The sequence below is a fragment of the Homoserinimonas sp. genome (assembly GCF_056262345.1).
Genome location: NZ_JBACFR010000074.1, coordinates 1 through 14,268, shown reverse-complemented (window position 1 = coordinate 14,268; position 14,268 = coordinate 1). Strand labels below are relative to the sequence as shown.

Annotated in this window: 16 protein-coding genes, 1 tRNA gene and 1 pseudogene; 9 read left to right on the top strand and 9 right to left on the bottom strand. The window is 65.3% G+C overall.

The genetic code is table 11. The annotated features are described in order from the left end of the window. The 3 genes and pseudogenes from AC062T_RS03810 to AC062T_RS03800 form a co-directional block, all read right to left on the bottom strand. A pseudogene (locus AC062T_RS03810) lies at positions 1 to 620 on the bottom strand (hypothetical protein); the annotation flags it as partial. Then, complete coding sequence (gene sigK / locus AC062T_RS03805) at positions 617 to 1,216, bottom strand: ECF RNA polymerase sigma factor SigK (RefSeq protein WP_476027545.1); 600 nt, start codon at positions 1,214 to 1,216, stop codon at positions 617 to 619. The gene sigK and the pseudogene AC062T_RS03810, both read right to left, overlap by 4 nt. Before the next feature lie 251 nt (positions 1,217 to 1,467). Further along, positions 1,468 to 2,097 (bottom strand): DNA-directed RNA polymerase subunit beta, encoded by a 630-nt coding sequence (locus AC062T_RS03800; protein WP_476027543.1) that lies wholly within the window; start codon positions 2,095 to 2,097, stop codon positions 1,468 to 1,470. A gap of 218 nt (positions 2,098 to 2,315) precedes the next feature. Between AC062T_RS03800 and AC062T_RS03795 the strand changes: the two genes are divergently transcribed. Next, the gene (locus AC062T_RS03795) at positions 2,316 to 2,975 is read left to right on the top strand and encodes a fasciclin domain-containing protein (RefSeq protein WP_476027541.1); all 660 of its coding nucleotides are present in this window, start codon (positions 2,316 to 2,318) and stop codon (positions 2,973 to 2,975) included. A gap of 313 nt (positions 2,976 to 3,288) precedes the next feature. After that, positions 3,289 to 3,364: transfer RNA gene (locus AC062T_RS03790), tRNA-Lys, on the top strand. 90 nt (positions 3,365 to 3,454) lie between these two features. Here AC062T_RS03790 and AC062T_RS03785 read toward each other — a convergent pair. The 3 genes from AC062T_RS03785 to AC062T_RS03775 are packed head-to-tail and all read right to left on the bottom strand — an operon-like array spanning position 3,455 to position 6,019. Next, positions 3,455 to 3,769 (bottom strand): hypothetical protein, encoded by a 315-nt coding sequence (locus AC062T_RS03785; RefSeq protein WP_476027539.1) that lies wholly within the window; start codon positions 3,767 to 3,769, stop codon positions 3,455 to 3,457. Between the two features lie 9 nt (positions 3,770 to 3,778). Further along, entirely contained in the window at positions 3,779 to 4,549 is a 771-nt protein-coding gene (locus tag AC062T_RS03780; protein ID WP_476027537.1) for an alpha/beta fold hydrolase, read from the bottom strand. 3 nt (positions 4,550 to 4,552) lie between these two features. Beyond that, positions 4,553 to 6,019 carry a peptide MFS transporter gene (locus tag AC062T_RS03775; protein WP_108997921.1) on the bottom strand — a complete coding sequence of 489 codons (1,467 nt, stop codon included), beginning with the start codon at positions 6,017 to 6,019 and terminating at the stop codon, positions 4,553 to 4,555. 218 nt (positions 6,020 to 6,237) lie between these two features. Between AC062T_RS03775 and AC062T_RS03770 the strand changes: the two genes are divergently transcribed. Next, positions 6,238 to 6,636 carry an SHOCT domain-containing protein gene (locus AC062T_RS03770; protein WP_476027535.1) on the top strand — a complete coding sequence of 133 codons (399 nt, stop codon included), beginning with the start codon at positions 6,238 to 6,240 and terminating at the stop codon, positions 6,634 to 6,636. Next, complete coding sequence (locus AC062T_RS03765) at positions 6,633 to 7,025, top strand: phage holin family protein (protein ID WP_476027533.1); 393 nt, start codon at positions 6,633 to 6,635, stop codon at positions 7,023 to 7,025. The genes AC062T_RS03770 and AC062T_RS03765 overlap by 4 nt, the downstream gene beginning before the upstream one ends. 53 nt (positions 7,026 to 7,078) lie before the next feature. On the opposite strand, the gene AC062T_RS03760 is transcribed toward AC062T_RS03765, so the two are convergent. Continuing rightward, positions 7,079 to 7,576 (bottom strand): MarR family winged helix-turn-helix transcriptional regulator, encoded by a 498-nt coding sequence (locus AC062T_RS03760; RefSeq protein WP_476027531.1) that lies wholly within the window; start codon positions 7,574 to 7,576, stop codon positions 7,079 to 7,081. Positions 7,577 to 7,615: 39 nt separating this feature from the next. Here AC062T_RS03760 and AC062T_RS03755 point away from each other — a divergent pair, with 39 nt between their 5' ends. Continuing rightward, the gene (locus AC062T_RS03755) at positions 7,616 to 8,557 is read left to right on the top strand and encodes a DMT family transporter (protein WP_476027529.1); all 942 of its coding nucleotides are present in this window, start codon (positions 7,616 to 7,618) and stop codon (positions 8,555 to 8,557) included. Here the strand turns inward: AC062T_RS03755 and AC062T_RS03750 are convergent. Then, positions 8,489 to 9,562, bottom strand: a complete 1,074-nt coding sequence (locus AC062T_RS03750; RefSeq protein WP_476027527.1) for a VIT1/CCC1 transporter family protein — start codon at positions 9,560 to 9,562, stop codon at positions 8,489 to 8,491. The genes AC062T_RS03755 and AC062T_RS03750 overlap by 69 nt on opposite strands. Next, positions 9,559 to 10,542 carry an aldose 1-epimerase family protein gene (locus tag AC062T_RS03745; RefSeq protein ID WP_476027525.1) on the bottom strand — a complete coding sequence of 328 codons (984 nt, stop codon included), beginning with the start codon at positions 10,540 to 10,542 and terminating at the stop codon, positions 9,559 to 9,561. The genes AC062T_RS03750 and AC062T_RS03745 overlap by 4 nt, the downstream gene beginning before the upstream one ends. Positions 10,543 to 10,571: 29 nt before the next feature. On the opposite strand from AC062T_RS03745, the gene galT reads away from it, so the two are divergent. From galT to AC062T_RS03725, 4 genes are all read left to right on the top strand, one after another. Beyond that, entirely contained in the window at positions 10,572 to 11,735 is a 1,164-nt protein-coding gene (gene galT, locus AC062T_RS03740; protein WP_476027523.1) for a galactose-1-phosphate uridylyltransferase, read from the top strand. Further along, complete coding sequence (galK, locus tag AC062T_RS03735) at positions 11,732 to 12,889, top strand: galactokinase (RefSeq protein ID WP_476027521.1); 1,158 nt, start codon at positions 11,732 to 11,734, stop codon at positions 12,887 to 12,889. The genes galT and galK overlap by 4 nt, the downstream gene beginning before the upstream one ends. A gap of 4 nt (positions 12,890 to 12,893) precedes the next feature. Then, positions 12,894 to 13,523: a phosphoribosylanthranilate isomerase gene (locus tag AC062T_RS03730; protein ID WP_476027519.1), complete on the top strand. Its 630-nt coding sequence runs from the start codon at positions 12,894 to 12,896 to the stop codon at positions 13,521 to 13,523. A 132-nt stretch (positions 13,524 to 13,655) separates the two neighbouring features. Continuing rightward, positions 13,656 to 14,268: DedA family protein (locus AC062T_RS03725; protein WP_476027517.1), on the top strand; the 613-nt coding region annotated here is incomplete at its 3' end.

Genomic DNA, 14,268 nt, shown 5'->3' with positions numbered 1-14,268 from the left:
AGCGACCAGATCAGGGTCGCGCTCGTGCCGTCGTCAAGCACCGTCTGCGCCTGCTGGGCATCGGGAGCAGCCTGCAGGTCCGCAAGGGCTGTGGCCTGCTCGACCGAGAAGCTGTTGCTGGCGATGCCGATGCCCACCGCGGTTCCCCCGAAGAAGAGCGCGAGTGCGGCGGCGGCTGACGCGAGGATCACAGCGGGCCTGGTGAACCACCGGCGACGGGAGGCCGATTCTGCGGGGCCCACGGGCGGATCACTGGCTCGGGGCCCGTTCGCGCCGGGCTCGTGTGTGTCTGCCTCGTGCGCGTCTGGCTCCTGCGCGTCTGGCTCGTTCCCCTGAGGCTCGGGGGTGCCCGTCCCGCGCGAGTCATCATCCGATGCTGAGTCGACGGGTGAGAGCTGCGGGGTCTCGGCAACCTGAGCGAGCAGGGATGCGCGGAGTGCGGCGCTGGGCGCAACGGACTCGGCTGCGGCGGCGAGGAGCTCCGAGGTGCGGTCGAACGCGGCGACCTCGGCGCGCGCATCTGCAGAGCTGGAGATTAGGGAATCGAACTCGGCCTGCTCCTGCGGGTCGAGGGCACCCACGGCGTTGAGCGCGGCGAGTTCGCGCAGTCGGTCACTCACGACGCCACCCCCAGCTCGTCTCGCAGGCGCATCATGCCGTCGCGCAGTCGGGTCTTCACGGTGCCGAGGGGAACATCCAGGGCCGCGGCGACTTCGGCCTGAGTGAGGCCCCCATAGTAGGCGAGCGTGAGCGCTTGGCGCTGGAGCTCGCTCAACTGGGTCATGGCCCGCTGCACCCTCTCATTCTCGATTGTGGTCTCTACTGTCTCAGCAACATTGTCGTATGGGGCGTCGAAGTTTCGGATGCCGATGCGAGCATCCCGATCACGCCCTGACTGTGAGGCGCGCACCCTGTCGATGGCGCGGCGGTGCGCCATGGTCATGATCCACGCAGAGACGCTGCCGCGAGAAACATCGAACCGGGGAGCGGTTTGCCACACCTCAAGAAACACCTCCTGCGCCACCTCCTCCGACTGGGCATGATCGACGAGCACGCTTCGAACGAGACCGAGCACGCGGGCGCAGAGCGCGTCATAGAGTTCGGCGAATGCCCCCTGATCGCCCACAGCAACGCGGCTCAGCAGCACGGCATGAAGCCGCGACGCATCGGTCACGCCGTCATCGACGCGGATATCAGCTGCCACGCGCCCCAGCATGTCAAAGTTCGGCGAGCGGATGCAGCGGGCTGGCCGTCATTCTCGGCACACTTTCGGTCACACCTTCAGTTCGGAGTGCGTCGCCGATCGGATTGGTGTGAGGCCGGGCCGCAGAAACGCCTCTCGGCGCGAGGCCGCTCGAAGCGGCTAGTTTTGGAGCCCGGGGTTACTGCGGCCCGACCGGACAAGTTTACTGCACCCCGTCATCCGCGTCTGCAAGTGCCCTGCACAAGACGGCCGCGGCTCAGCCCTTAGTCGAGCGATCCGGCTCGCCACAGCCTGGCGCACACGACAAGATCCGCCGCCATATGCGAGAGCCGAAGTGCCTTCGTGGTGAGCGCAGTCGAGCGGTCGGGGGCGGTCGACTCCATGTCATCCGCCAGACTGGTTGCCCCCAGCGCGGTGATGCGGCAGAAGGCCGACGCCCTATCCAGAGCGATGGCAAAGTCACCCTCGAAGACGCCTCGGAGGATCTGGTCCGCGAGTGCCGTGATTTCTGCCGGACCGGTGGGGATGGGCGCGCCGGCAACAAGCGGATCAATCGTGGGAGCTATCTCGGTGCCGCGCTGATAGAGAAAGCTCGACTGGTCGGCGTCCTGCACCGTCAGAGCACGCAGCAGATAGAGGGCCCACAGAGCCCCCGGCAGGCTGTGCGGGCTCGCGCGTGCCCACAGCTCGGCAATCGCATCGATGCCGTTGGTGTCGGTGAACTCCACGAGCCGGCCGACCACTTCGGGGTGCGGGTCTTTGCGAACCCGCGCCAACAGTGCGGTCGCCGTTTCGTGGGCCACACGGCTGATGTGGGCGGGATCCTCCGCCCCCACGTAGTCCTCGAAGCGCGACCCGGCGAACAGGGTGGGCTTGTGAAAGTCGTCAGCCATCTATCAAGCGTAAGCCTGACGGCAGACGCTGGCTGCGCCGTATGAGCGATCGGTGCCGCACATTTTTTTGCGAACAAACCAAACCGGTTATCGGCGCGCACCGAACGCAGGGATAAGGGCACGGAGCCATCGCAGCACACATGGACTCTGGCCGGAATACCGGCAGCACCCCGTTCACCACTCCGCTTTCGCAAGAAAAACAACGAAGGAGAACAACCATGCGAGTAATGAAGCGCAACGCGATGGCAGCAGCCGCCCTGGCCGCCGTCGCTCTGCTGGGCTTGACGGCCTGCACAATGGACAGCACCTCCGAAGACACGAGCAGCTCCGATTCCGACACCATGGAAACGACGGAGCCGTCGACCGACGACAGCCTCACCGCCGACCTCGTCGGATCCGGCTGTGCCGCGTATGCCGAAGCGGTGCCAGACGGTGCGGGATCGATTGAAGGGATGTCGATGGACCCCGTTGCGGTCGCCGCATCGAACAACCCGCTGCTCACCACACTGACCGCGGCTGTCTCGGGCCAGTTGAACCCTGACGTCAACCTGGTCGAGACTCTCAACGGCAGCGAGTTCACCGTATTCGCCCCCGTTGACGATGCCTTCGCCAAGCTCGATCCCGCAACCGTGGAGTCGCTCAAGCTGCCCGAGAATGCAGCGCTGCTCTCGAGCATCCTGACCTACCACGTTGTTCCTGGCCAGATCTCTCCCGATGACATCACGGGAACGCAGACCACGGTTCAGGGCGGCACTGTAGAGGTCACCGGCAGCGGTGACGACCTCATGGTCAACGACTCGGCCGTTGTGTGTGGCGGAGTCAAGACCGCGAACGCCACCGTCTACCTGATCGACACGGTGCTGATGCCCGCGGCCTAAGCCCCGCACCGCATCCGCATCATCGCACCACCGCACGATCGCACCACCGCACGATCGCACCATCGCACCACCCCTGAGGGGTCCCTAATGAGTCTCGGCGCAAGCCGCGAAGGCTCATTTCGGACCCCTCAGCTGCGTGGTGCGGGCTTTTTGGGGCGGGCGCTGTGGGGCGCGCGCTGTGGGGCGGGCATTGTGGGACCGGCAGTGTGGGGCGGGCGGATGCGTGCCTGCAAGGCCTGAACGGGCCACGCGCGAGGCGCCCGCGAAGGGCTGTACGCGAAGGCCTCACATCCGCGATAGATTTAACGAGTACGGGCCTGTAGCTCAGTTGGTAGAGCATCGGACTTTTAATCCGCGGGTCGCGAGTTCGAGCCTCGCCGGGCCCACCACACGCCATCGACGGCGTCTCCCCCGCTCTGAATCCGAGCGAACCCCTGCCGCAACTCTGCAGAGAGCGGCCGCAGCCAGTCGGCGCAGGGTCAGTCGGCGCGAGGCATCTCTCGCGGAGCCACACCAGCCTGCCCCGAAGCCTCGGGGACGGATGCCGGTGCTTGCCACCGAAGCGCCTCAACGGTGAGCCAGAGCAGCATGCTCAGGGAGCCGGTGGAGATGAGGCCCACAGCCCACGCAGCGTTACCGAACGGGTAGTAGCCGCGAACGCTAGCGTCACCGATGCCAATGAGAGCCACGAAACCCGCGAGCACGATCAGGCCGATCGCGAGCCCCAGCAGCCAGCGGGAGAACGGGTTGTGAGCGACGGGGATCTTGCGGATGGGGAGTGTTGTCTTGGTCACCCATTAAGGCTACCCACGGATGGGGGCCCGGTTAACCCCGCGGCGGTCCCCCAGCCGCTCACCCAGCCACTTGCCCAGCCGCGCGTTGAAGGCGTCCGGACGGGCCAGGGGGATGCCGTGGCCCACTCCCTCGACGAGTTCGAAGCTGCCCGCGGGCATCCGCTCGGCCAGCTGCTGCATGCCGCGGACAAGAGACTTCTGCTCGCGCGACCCGGCGAAGGTAAGGGTGGGCAGCGCCGAGGAGAGAAGAGTGTCGCCGGGCCTGAACGAGAAGTTTGCCGTGAGCATCGCCATCATCGTGGCTTGGGTGATGGCCTGCGAAAGAGCGAAGTAGTCGTCGAAGTCGTCGTCGCCAATGTAGAGCTGCTTCGCCTGGGCTCGGGCGAAGCGCTCGTTGCGCGCCAACGGCGTTGCCCATGACGACATGATCGCCAAGACGGATGACCCGGCCATGGGAGCCACGAGGGAACTCACCACGCCCAGCCGGTCGACTCGATCGGGGAACAGCTGCGCGAGTTCGATGGCGACTTGGCCGCCGACCGAGAACCCCACGACGGCAACGTCGCCCTGCAGGGAGTTCAGGTCCACCTGCTCCGCAACCGACTGTGCGGCATCCCGATTGGTCGTGAACTCCCGGCTCACGCCAGGATCATGCCCCGGCAGCGTCGGCGTGTGCACGACAAAGTCGCCCGCAAAGTGTTCACCCTGCTTGCGCCACATCCAGGGACCGACCCCGCCGCCGTGAATGAGCACGAGGTGGCGGCGCGCTTCGTGAACCACGGGCTAACGCACCCCGCTCATCAGACGCAGCACGGGGCGGGTGAAGAGGGCCAAGATCACGCCGATACCAATGGCGATGGCGCCGAGGGTGCCGAAATAGGTGGTCTCTGGCACGGCGTCATACCACTTGGCCAATTCACCGGAGACGGCAGAGCCGAGGGCAACAGACAAGAAGAACAGCGCGACCATCTGTGTCGTGAAGAGCTGGGGCGCGAGCTTGGTCGAGACCGAGAGGCCCACCGGTGAGAGCAAGAGCTCGGCGATCGTGAAGACCAGCAGGATACCGACGAGGGCGATGAGCGGGGTCGAGTTTGCCCCTCCTCCGGCGAAGGGAAGGAACAGCAGGAATGCAACGCCGACGAGGGCTGCACCCGCGGCGAACTTGATGACGGTCGGCGGCTGCTTCGCCCCCCACTTCGTCCAGATGGCTGCGAAGACACCAGAGAGGATGATGATGAAGATCGGATTGATGGACTGCACCCACGTGATGGGCATCGTCCAGCCGAGGATGTCGCGGTCAAGCCGTTCGTCGGCATAGATCGTGACCACCGTGAACTGCTGCTGGTAGAGCGACCAGAACGCCGCGCTCGCGATAAAGAGCGGGATAAACGCGTAGACACGCTTGCGCTCGATCGCCGTGATGTGGCGGTTGGAGAGGATCACGAAGAAGTAGGCGATTGCCGAAACGATGGTCACACCGATCACGACCGTTGCGAGATTCTCTGCCGTAATCACTCCGACGAGAACCAACACGACGATGAGCACCACGGCGACCGCGGCGATGATGATGTAGCGCAGACGTGCTGCGGGGGCCAGAGGGTCTCGCACTTCGCTGGCGGATGCGGGCAGTCGCTTGCGGGCGAATGAATACTGGATGAGACCGATGGTCATTCCGACGGCGGCAAGCCCGAAGCCCCAGTGGAATCCAAGCGTGGACTGCATGAGGCCCGTGAGCAGCGGCCCGAGGAAGGCTCCCAGGTTGATGCCCAGATAGAACAGCGAGAACCCAGCATCGCGTCGAGGGTCATCTGCGGCATAGAGCGTGCCAACGATTGAGGTGGCGTTTGCCTTGAGCCCTCCGCTGCCGACCGCCACGAGGATGAGGCCGACACCGACGCCGATGAAGCCGGGAAGCAGCGCGAGCGCGACGTGCCCGAAGACGATAACGATGGCGCTGACGAACAGCACCTTCTCTGAGCCGAACATGCGGTCGGCGAGCCACGCTCCCAGAATCGTCGACAGGTAGACGGCCCCACCATAGGAACCCACGATGCCTGCAGCGACCGGCTGCGACATGCCAAGCCCGCCGTCGGCGACAGAGAAGTACAGATAGATGAGCAGGATGCCCTGCATGCCGTAGAAGGAGAACCTCTCCCACATTTCGACACCGAAGAGGTTGGCGAGGCTTTTAGGCTGGCCAAAGAATCCGTGATCTTGTCTGGTGGCGGCGGAATCTGGTTGCGCGCTCATACATCGAGGCTACCCCTCGACTACACCGCTGCTCAGGCGTCTCTGTCACGTCTCAGAAAAGAGCTCCGCACGCCGCTGGAGCACCGGCCCCGGTGAGTCGAATCTGGCGCGAGAACCCTGTACATCGGGCAGTTACCACTTCGATTGCTCGGGACTACAGTGAGCATCGCTAGCGTCTGGCCGGCCGACGGTTGGATAGAGAACCGAATGGAGCCCTCGTGAGCCTTTTGCAAAACTTCTGGGACCTGATCGTCTGGTTCCTCTGGATTTTCGTTTTTGTCGCCTACCTCATGGCCTTGTTCTCGATCATCGCCGACCTGTTTCGCGACCGAAACCTCAGCGGATGGTGGAAGGCAGTCTGGCTGCTCTTTCTCTTCGTCGTGCCGTTTCTCACCGCCCTCGTCTACCTGATTGCTCGAGGCCGTGGCATGGCCGAGCGCCAGTATGAGCAGGTCGCCCAGGCGCAGTCCGCCACCGACAACTACATCCGCACCGTGGCCGGCTCAAACCCCTCCGATGAGATCGCGACGGCAAAGTCCCTGCTCGACAGCGGCGCGATCACCCAGACCGAATACGAGACGCTCAAGGCCAGGGCCCTCTCCCACGCCTCGCAGTGATTCGGTTCTTACTGCACATCCTGGTCAGTCTCATCGCCGCGGCGGCGGGTCTGCTTATCGCTGCCTGGCTTATTGACGGCGTGACGCTGACCCCCAGCGGATTCATCACCGCCGTCGTGATCTTTGCGATCGCCCAGGGGGTGCTGGGGCCGTGGGTGTTCAACCTCGCCCGCAGGTTCGCTTCGGCCATCATGGGCGGAATCGGGCTCGTGACAACACTCATCGCGTTGCTCGTCGCCTCGGCGTTTTCGGGTGGCCTCTCGATCGAGGGCTTCACGAGTTGGGCTCTTGCGACGCTCGTTGTGTGGTTCGTTACGGCGCTCGGCGGCTGGATTTTGGGCTACTTTCTCATCGGCCGCCGGGTCGATAAGAAGCGGGCGTCTGCCTAGGGGCCAGTCACGCTAGGGGCCAGTCGCACTAGGGCGTTGGTCGCACTAGGGCGCTAGTCATCGAACCGTGAAAGCCAGGAGGTGAGCAGGGTTTCAAGCTCTGCCACTTGCTCTGCGCTGAGGGGGTCGAGCAGGCTGCGTTCGTTGTCCATGTGCTCAGTCATCGCGCTATCAATCACCTCTCGCCCGTGCGGCGTGAGCGCGACAACCCGGCCCCGGCCATCGGTCTCACTCCTGCGGCGAGCGACGAGGCCAGCCTTCTCGAGCCGGTCGATGCGCTTGGTCATGGCACCGGTCGTGACCATGGTGTGGTGGGCGAGTTCGCTCGGCGCGCGCTCGAATGGAGCCCCCGCTCTGCGCAGTGCAGCGAGAACATCGAACTCACCCTCGGTGAGATCGTGCCGTTCATAAACGGTGCCGAGTTCGTCGGCGAGGTGGGCCGCGAGTCGATGAAGCCGCCCAATAACGCCCTGAGGCGAAACGTCGAGATCGGGCCTTTCGCGCCGCCATTCCTGCTGAATTCTGCTGACGCGGTCGGATGCTTCGGTCATCTCTCCATAATAGCTTCCCAGTAAGCTATTATCGCTTCCGTGGAAAATAAATTGCGGTGGGTGCTCCTCACGGCCGTCGCGCCAATCTCGTGGGGAACGACCTACTACCTCACCTACCTCTACCTTCCGGCGGACGCTCCGCTCTGGGGAGCCATCATCCGCGCGCTTCCGGCCGGGCTCGTTCTGCTGGCGATTCGACCCCGGCTCCCCCGCGGAGTGTGGTGGTGGCGGGCTGGCGTGCTCGGGGTGCTCAACATGGGCACATTCTTTGCCCTCGTTTACATAGCGGCCCAGCTATTGCCCAGCAGCATCGCCACGACAGTCATGGCGACATCTCCCCTGTTTCTCATGATGCTGGCGTGGCCCATGATCCGCGAACGCCCCCAGATACTGCAGCTCACGGGGGCCGTGCTCGGCATCGCCGGAGTGGCGCTGATGGTGTTGACGGGAGCATCCGGAATCAATCTCGCCGGAGTCGCCGCCTCCCTGAGCGCCATCGCCATTTCGTCGGTCGGTCACCTCCTCGCCAAAAAGTGGACCACGGATATCGACGTGATCAGCGTGACTTCGTGGCAGCTCATCGCGGGAGGCCTCGTGCTGCTGCCCGTCGCTGGCCTCATCGAAGGCGCCCCGCCGGCGCTCGATCCGCCCGCAATTCTCACCTTCGCCTATCTCTCCCTCGTGGCGACGGCGCTCGCCTATGTCGCCTGGTTCACGGGGCTCAAACACCTTACGGCGGGAACGGTCGGATTGATCGGGCTGCTCAACCCGGTCGTCGGAGTGCTGCTCGGGGTCATCGTCGCCGGAGACATCCTGGAGGTTCGCCAGGTGCTCGGTCTCATTCTCGTCGTACTGGGAATCCTGCTCGGTCAGCCCATCGTTAAGCAGCTGCTCAGGGCACGGCAGAAGCGCCTACAGCGAGGCGCCGAAAGCGAGCCCCAGGGCATACGTGATGGCAGCCGCACCAAAACCGATGGCTAGCTGTCGCAGCGCCCGGCGAAGCGGTGGGCCGCCCGACAACAACCCCACGATCGCGCCCGTCGCCAACAGCGCGAGCCCGACGATGATGGCGGAGGCCACAACGGCGGCAAAGCCCTGAAGGCCGAAAATGTACGGCAGAATCGGCAGAACTGCGCCCGAGGCAAAGAAGCAAAAGCTCGAGAGCGCCGCCCCCGTCGCCGAGCCAACCGCCTCATGATCGTCGATTACGACAACCTCTCCGGTCGCGGGCGTACCAGCCGAAGCGAGAACCTGGGCCGCCTTAATGGCTGCCTCCTTGGTCGTCATGCCACGAGCCCGATAGATCAGCGCGAGCTCGTTGGCGTTGACATCGAGCATGGGCACAACGTCGCGAGCGCTCAGGTCTGGCTGCGTTGCCTTCAGCAGCTCCCGCTGCGACTTGACCGAGACGTATTCACCCGCGGCCATCGACAGCGCGCCGGCGAGGAGCCCGGCGATGCCGGTCGCCAGAATCACGGGGGTCGAAACCCCGGTCGCCCCGATGCCCATCACGAGCGCGAGGTTCGAGACTAGGCCGTCGTTGGCCCCAAAAACGGCAGCGCGAAAGCTGCCGGAAAGCTGGGCGCGCCCGCGGGCCGCGAGACCGCGCACCACCTCGCCATGAATGCGCTCATCGGCGGCCATCATGGCCGTGGCGTCGGCATCCGACTCATAAGGAGACCTAGCCTCTGCCCTCTGCGCGAGAGCCAAAACGAAGACAGACCCGAACCTGCGCGCCATCCAGCCGAGGGCCCGCGTGCGCACAGCACCCTTTCGGGGCGAGCCGACCTGGTCACCCAAAAGGTCGAGCCAGTGCCTCTCGTGGCGCGCCTCCGCTTCGGCCAGGGCGAGCAGGATCTGCTTTTCTTCGCCATCCCGACGCGACGCCAAATCGCGATAGACCGAAGCCTCCGCGCGCTCGTCGGCGAGATAGCGGCGCCACCGACGTATCTGAGCTCTCGTCGGAGCCGAAGTTCTCTCGTTCACGCCACGGGCCCCGGCTCAGCGCTGGCGCCCGCCCCGGTATAGGAGACGCCCCAGGATGTCGACCAGGTTTCGTCCTCGGCCAGCCAGCGAACACCCAACCCGCTGTTGAACGCGTTCGGCGGAGCAGTCATCGGCTCAATCGCCACGGCCAGCGTCTGCTCGCTTGTGCTGCCGGCGCCGCCCTCGCCGCTCATGCCGGGGAACGATCGCGTCGTGAAGACCTGAATCCAGGCCCAGTCCGGCTCTTGCCACAGCTCGACGGCGCTGCCGTCCGGAGCCGTCAGCGTTGTGCGGATGAGCCCATCGACGGCGACCAGCCCTCCAAACGCGTCATCCAGCTCGAGATCGCCGACGCGACGCCCCGCCCGCAGGTCATAGCCGGTTGCCTCCGTTGTGACCTCGCCGACGGGGTTGAGCCGAGCATCCGTCTCGAACCGCGAGGTGGCAGAGGAGGTGAGCACCAGGTCCTCGACCGGCGCGTCACCCACGCGAAAGAACGGATGCACACCAAAGGCAACGGGCGCTGCCTCGGCAGACCGGTTAGTGGCCGAATGGGTGACCCGCATGCCGTGGTCGACGAGCTCGTACCGCACCGACGTTTCAAGAAAGAAGGGGTAGCCATGCTGGGGGAACACCGTGGCCGCCAGCGTGATCGCCGAATCAGAACGTTCGACAACCGTATAAGGAGCATTGCGCAGCAGCCCGTGAATCGCGTTATGGCGATCAGGCTCAGTGATATCGAGCTGGCGCTCGACACCCTCGTGACGCCAGATGCCGTCGGCAACACGGTTGGGCCACGGAGCCAGAACGATGCCGCAGCCGAAGGGCGGCAGGGTGTCGACCGAGTACGGCTGAGTGACCGCAACACCATCGACCTCGAGCACCCTGAGCGACGCCGCGAGCTCCGTTATGATTGCCCGAACGTGCCCCGTGTTGCCCGTCCGCGAGAGTTCGAATTGTTCTCCTGTAGGCGCACGCATGCAGCCAGCCTAGATCGAAACAAGGTGTCATGGCCCCAATCACCAAGACGGTCACCACGCTCGCCGATGGCCGCGAACTGATCTACTTCGACGACTCCGGCACGACCCTCTCGGGCGAGCGCGCCATCGACGGCCGCGCGCTCGACCCGCGACCCACGACGGCAACGATGCGACAGGATGTTCTCACGGGCGATTGGATCTCCGTGGCGGCAGCACGGCAGAATCGTGCGTTTCTGCCGCCGGCTGATCAGGACCCGCTTGCCCCGGCATCCGAAGCAAACCCAAGTGAGATCCCCAGCAACTACGACGTGGCCGTCTTCGAAAACCGATCCCCGTCGTTCGGCCCCGCACTCGGAGACGCGGATGCCCGGGGGCTGGGCTTCGACCGCACGGCACCGGCCTATGGCCGCTGCGAGGTGGTGTGCTTCAGCCCTGAGCACGAGGGGTCCTTCGGCACCCAGACCCCGTCGAGGGCGCGAACGGTGATCGAGGCGTGGGCAGACCGCACCGCCGCCCTCTCGGCACTTGAGGGCATTCAGCAGGTTTTTCCGTTCGAGAACCGGGGGCGGGCGATCGGCGTGACGCTTGAGCATCCGCACGGTCAGATCTATGCCTACCCGTATGTGACCCCGCGAACTCAGAGGCTCATGGCCTCGATCGACCAGCTGGGCCCCGACCTCTTTGAACGGGTGCTCGCCAGCGAGCGCGCCTCGGAGCGGGTTGTGCTGAGCGGCGAACACTGGACGGCGTATGTGCCGTTCGCGGCCCGCTGGCCGCTCGAGGTGCACCTGCTGCCGCACCGGCACGTGGCCGACCTGTCCGAAACGAACGAGGCCGAACGCCACGAGCTCTCACACCTTTATCTGCGGCTGCTGCGGGGCATCGACGCGATCTACGACACCCCCACCCCCTACATCGCCGCCTGGCATCAGGCTCCTGTGCATTCGCACCGCGACAGCATCCGCCTGCACCTCGAACTGACCTCCCCGCGCAGGGCAGCAGATCGCCTCAAATACCTGGCAGGCTCGGAGGCGGCGATGGGTGCCTGGATCGCCGATGTTTCGCCCGAGCACTCTGCCGAGCTCGTGCGGGCGGGCATCGCCCGAGCCGACGCGGCACGCACTCCCCCCTCGCCCCACAATGCCGCCTTCTCGGGCACCATGGCACCCCCAGCAGAAGGACGCACCGCGTGAGCGACATCAGAGACGACGCACGATCGGGCTTCGCCGAAGTCTTCGGCACCGAAGCAACAGGGGTGTGGTCGGCGCCGGGCAGAGTCAACCTCATCGGAGAGCACACCGATTACAACGAGGGCTATGTGCTGCCCTTTGCGATCACGAGGCGAACCATCGTTGCGCTCGGCCTGCGCGACGACACGATGATTAGGGTCGCCAGCGCCTTTGCCGACGAAGTCGCCGAGATCGACATCTCAGAGCTGAGCCCCGAGAAGCTCACGGGCTGGGCGGCGTACCCGCTGGGCGTCGCGTGGGCTCTCGGCCAGCACGGTGCCGATCTTGGCGCGGTGCCCGGGGTCGACCTTTTCATCGAATCCGATGTGCCCGTTGGGGCTGGACTCTCCTCCTCTGCAGCAATCGAAAGCGCTGTGACCCTCGCCCTCAACGACGTCTGGCAGCTTGGGTTCGACCGCCCCGCGCTCGCCCAGGTTGGTCAGCTCGCCGAGAATAAGGCCGTCGGAGCGCCCACGGGAATCATGGATCAGTCTGCCTCGCTCCTCGGCGAGCGCGATGCCGCCGTCTTTCTCGACTGTCGCAGCATGGTCGCCGAAATCGTTCCGCTCCGCCTGGCCGACGCCGGCCTCGCGATCGTGGTCATCGACACGGGCGTTAGCCACAGTCACGCCGATGGCGGTTACTCCGAGCGGCGGGCCTCGTGCGAGCGGGGAGCCAGGATGCTCGGCGTCGCCGCCCTGCGCGATCTGAGCGTGGACGACCTCGACCGTGCGCGCCAGGTTCTCGACGACACAACCTTTCGCCGGGTGCGCCACATCGTCACCGAGAACCAGCGGGTTCTCGACACCGTCGAGGCGCTGCGCACGACGGGACCGCGATCCATCGGCGAGCTGCTCGATGCCTCGCACGAATCGCTCCGAGACGACTTCGAGATCTCCGTGGCCGAGCTGGATCTCGCGGTCGAGACCGCGCAGGCCAACGGGGCCATAGGCGCCAGGATGACCGGCGGCGGATTCGGCGGGGCGGCGATCGCGCTCGCTCCCCTCGATGCCGTGTCGCGCATCCAGGTTGCCATCGACGGCGCCTTTGCCGAGCACGGTTTTGGGCAACCTGAGATGTTTGTCGTAAGCGCCTCCCATGGAGCAGTGAGAGAGTAGAAGAATGTTCGTCAAAATCTGCGGCCTCCGCGAAGAGCGGCACGTTGAGACGTGCCTTGAAGAACGAGTGGATGCGATCGGCTTCGTCCTTACGCCGAGCCCCCGATTCGTGGCACCCGAGCGAGCTCGCCACCTGGTAAATCTGGTCGACGACGCCGCTCTGACCGTCGGGGTGTTTCGTGACGAAACAGTGGACGAGATCGAGCGCCTCGCCGAGGCGGCCGGCGTCGGAGCCGTGCAGGTGCACGGCCAGCGCACGCGGGCAGAGCTCGCCAAGCTCACCCGACCGGACCGCAAACTCATCAGGGCCGTCAGCTTCGACGACCCCAGCATCGAAGAGAACTGGGGCGAGGACATGCTGCTCGTCGATGCCCCCCACCCCGGTTCAGGTCAGGCCTGGGACTACGCCTCGATGTCGGCGTCCCTCACTCGCCGCGACGGCACGTACAGTGTCGAAACGGGCGAAGGACCCGCCCGCCGGTGGCTCCTCGCCGGCGGCCTCACGCCCGAGAATGTTGCCGCGGCGATCGAAGCCGCCAACCCCTGGGGGGTCGATGTATCAAGTGGGGTCGAAGCATCCCCCGGGGTCAAATCGTCGCAGCTCATTCGCGAGTTCATGGCCGCAGCGCGCTAACCACGCTCGGCGCACTCCCGGGCGGTCTTGCTAGGGTTGGGCCGTCGCGGCTTTGCCAGGCATCCCCCTCGGACGAACCGCTGCGTCGCTGTCGGACCGGCGTCGTGACGCATCCCCGAAAGGAATCCCTCAATGCTCCCCGCCCTCTTCGGCATCGACTTTCTCGACGCCGACTGGCTCATCCACTGGTTCGGACCGTTCGTTCTCCTCGGGGTTGCCGCCGTGGTCTTCGTCGAAACCGGCGTTATCGTGCTCTCGTTCCTGCCGGGAGACTCTCTGCTCTTCACGGTGGGTCTCCTTACGGCAACCGGCTTCATCGGCCTGCCCATCGGCGTCACCGTGCTCGTCATCTTCGTTGCCGCTTTCGCCGGCGACCAGATGGCCTATGCGATCGGACGCAAGGCCGGCCCCGCCGTGTTCAAGCGCGAGCAAAGCCGCCTCTTCAACCCCGCCAACGTTGAGCGCACCAACGAGTTCTTCGAGAAGCACGGCGGCAAGGCGATCATCATCGCCCGGTTCCTGCCCATCTTTCGCGCGTTCGTGCCCGTCGCGGCCGGCGTCGGACGCATGCCGTGGCGACACTTCGCCCTCTTTAACCTGATCGGCGCCTTCCTGTGGGGCGTCGGGCTCACCCTCGTTGGCTTCTTTCTCGGGCAGATCGATTTTGTCGCCGAATACTCCGAGTACTTCATCATCGGCATCGTGCTGCTCTCGGGCATTCCGATCCTGCGCGAGCTCTACAAGG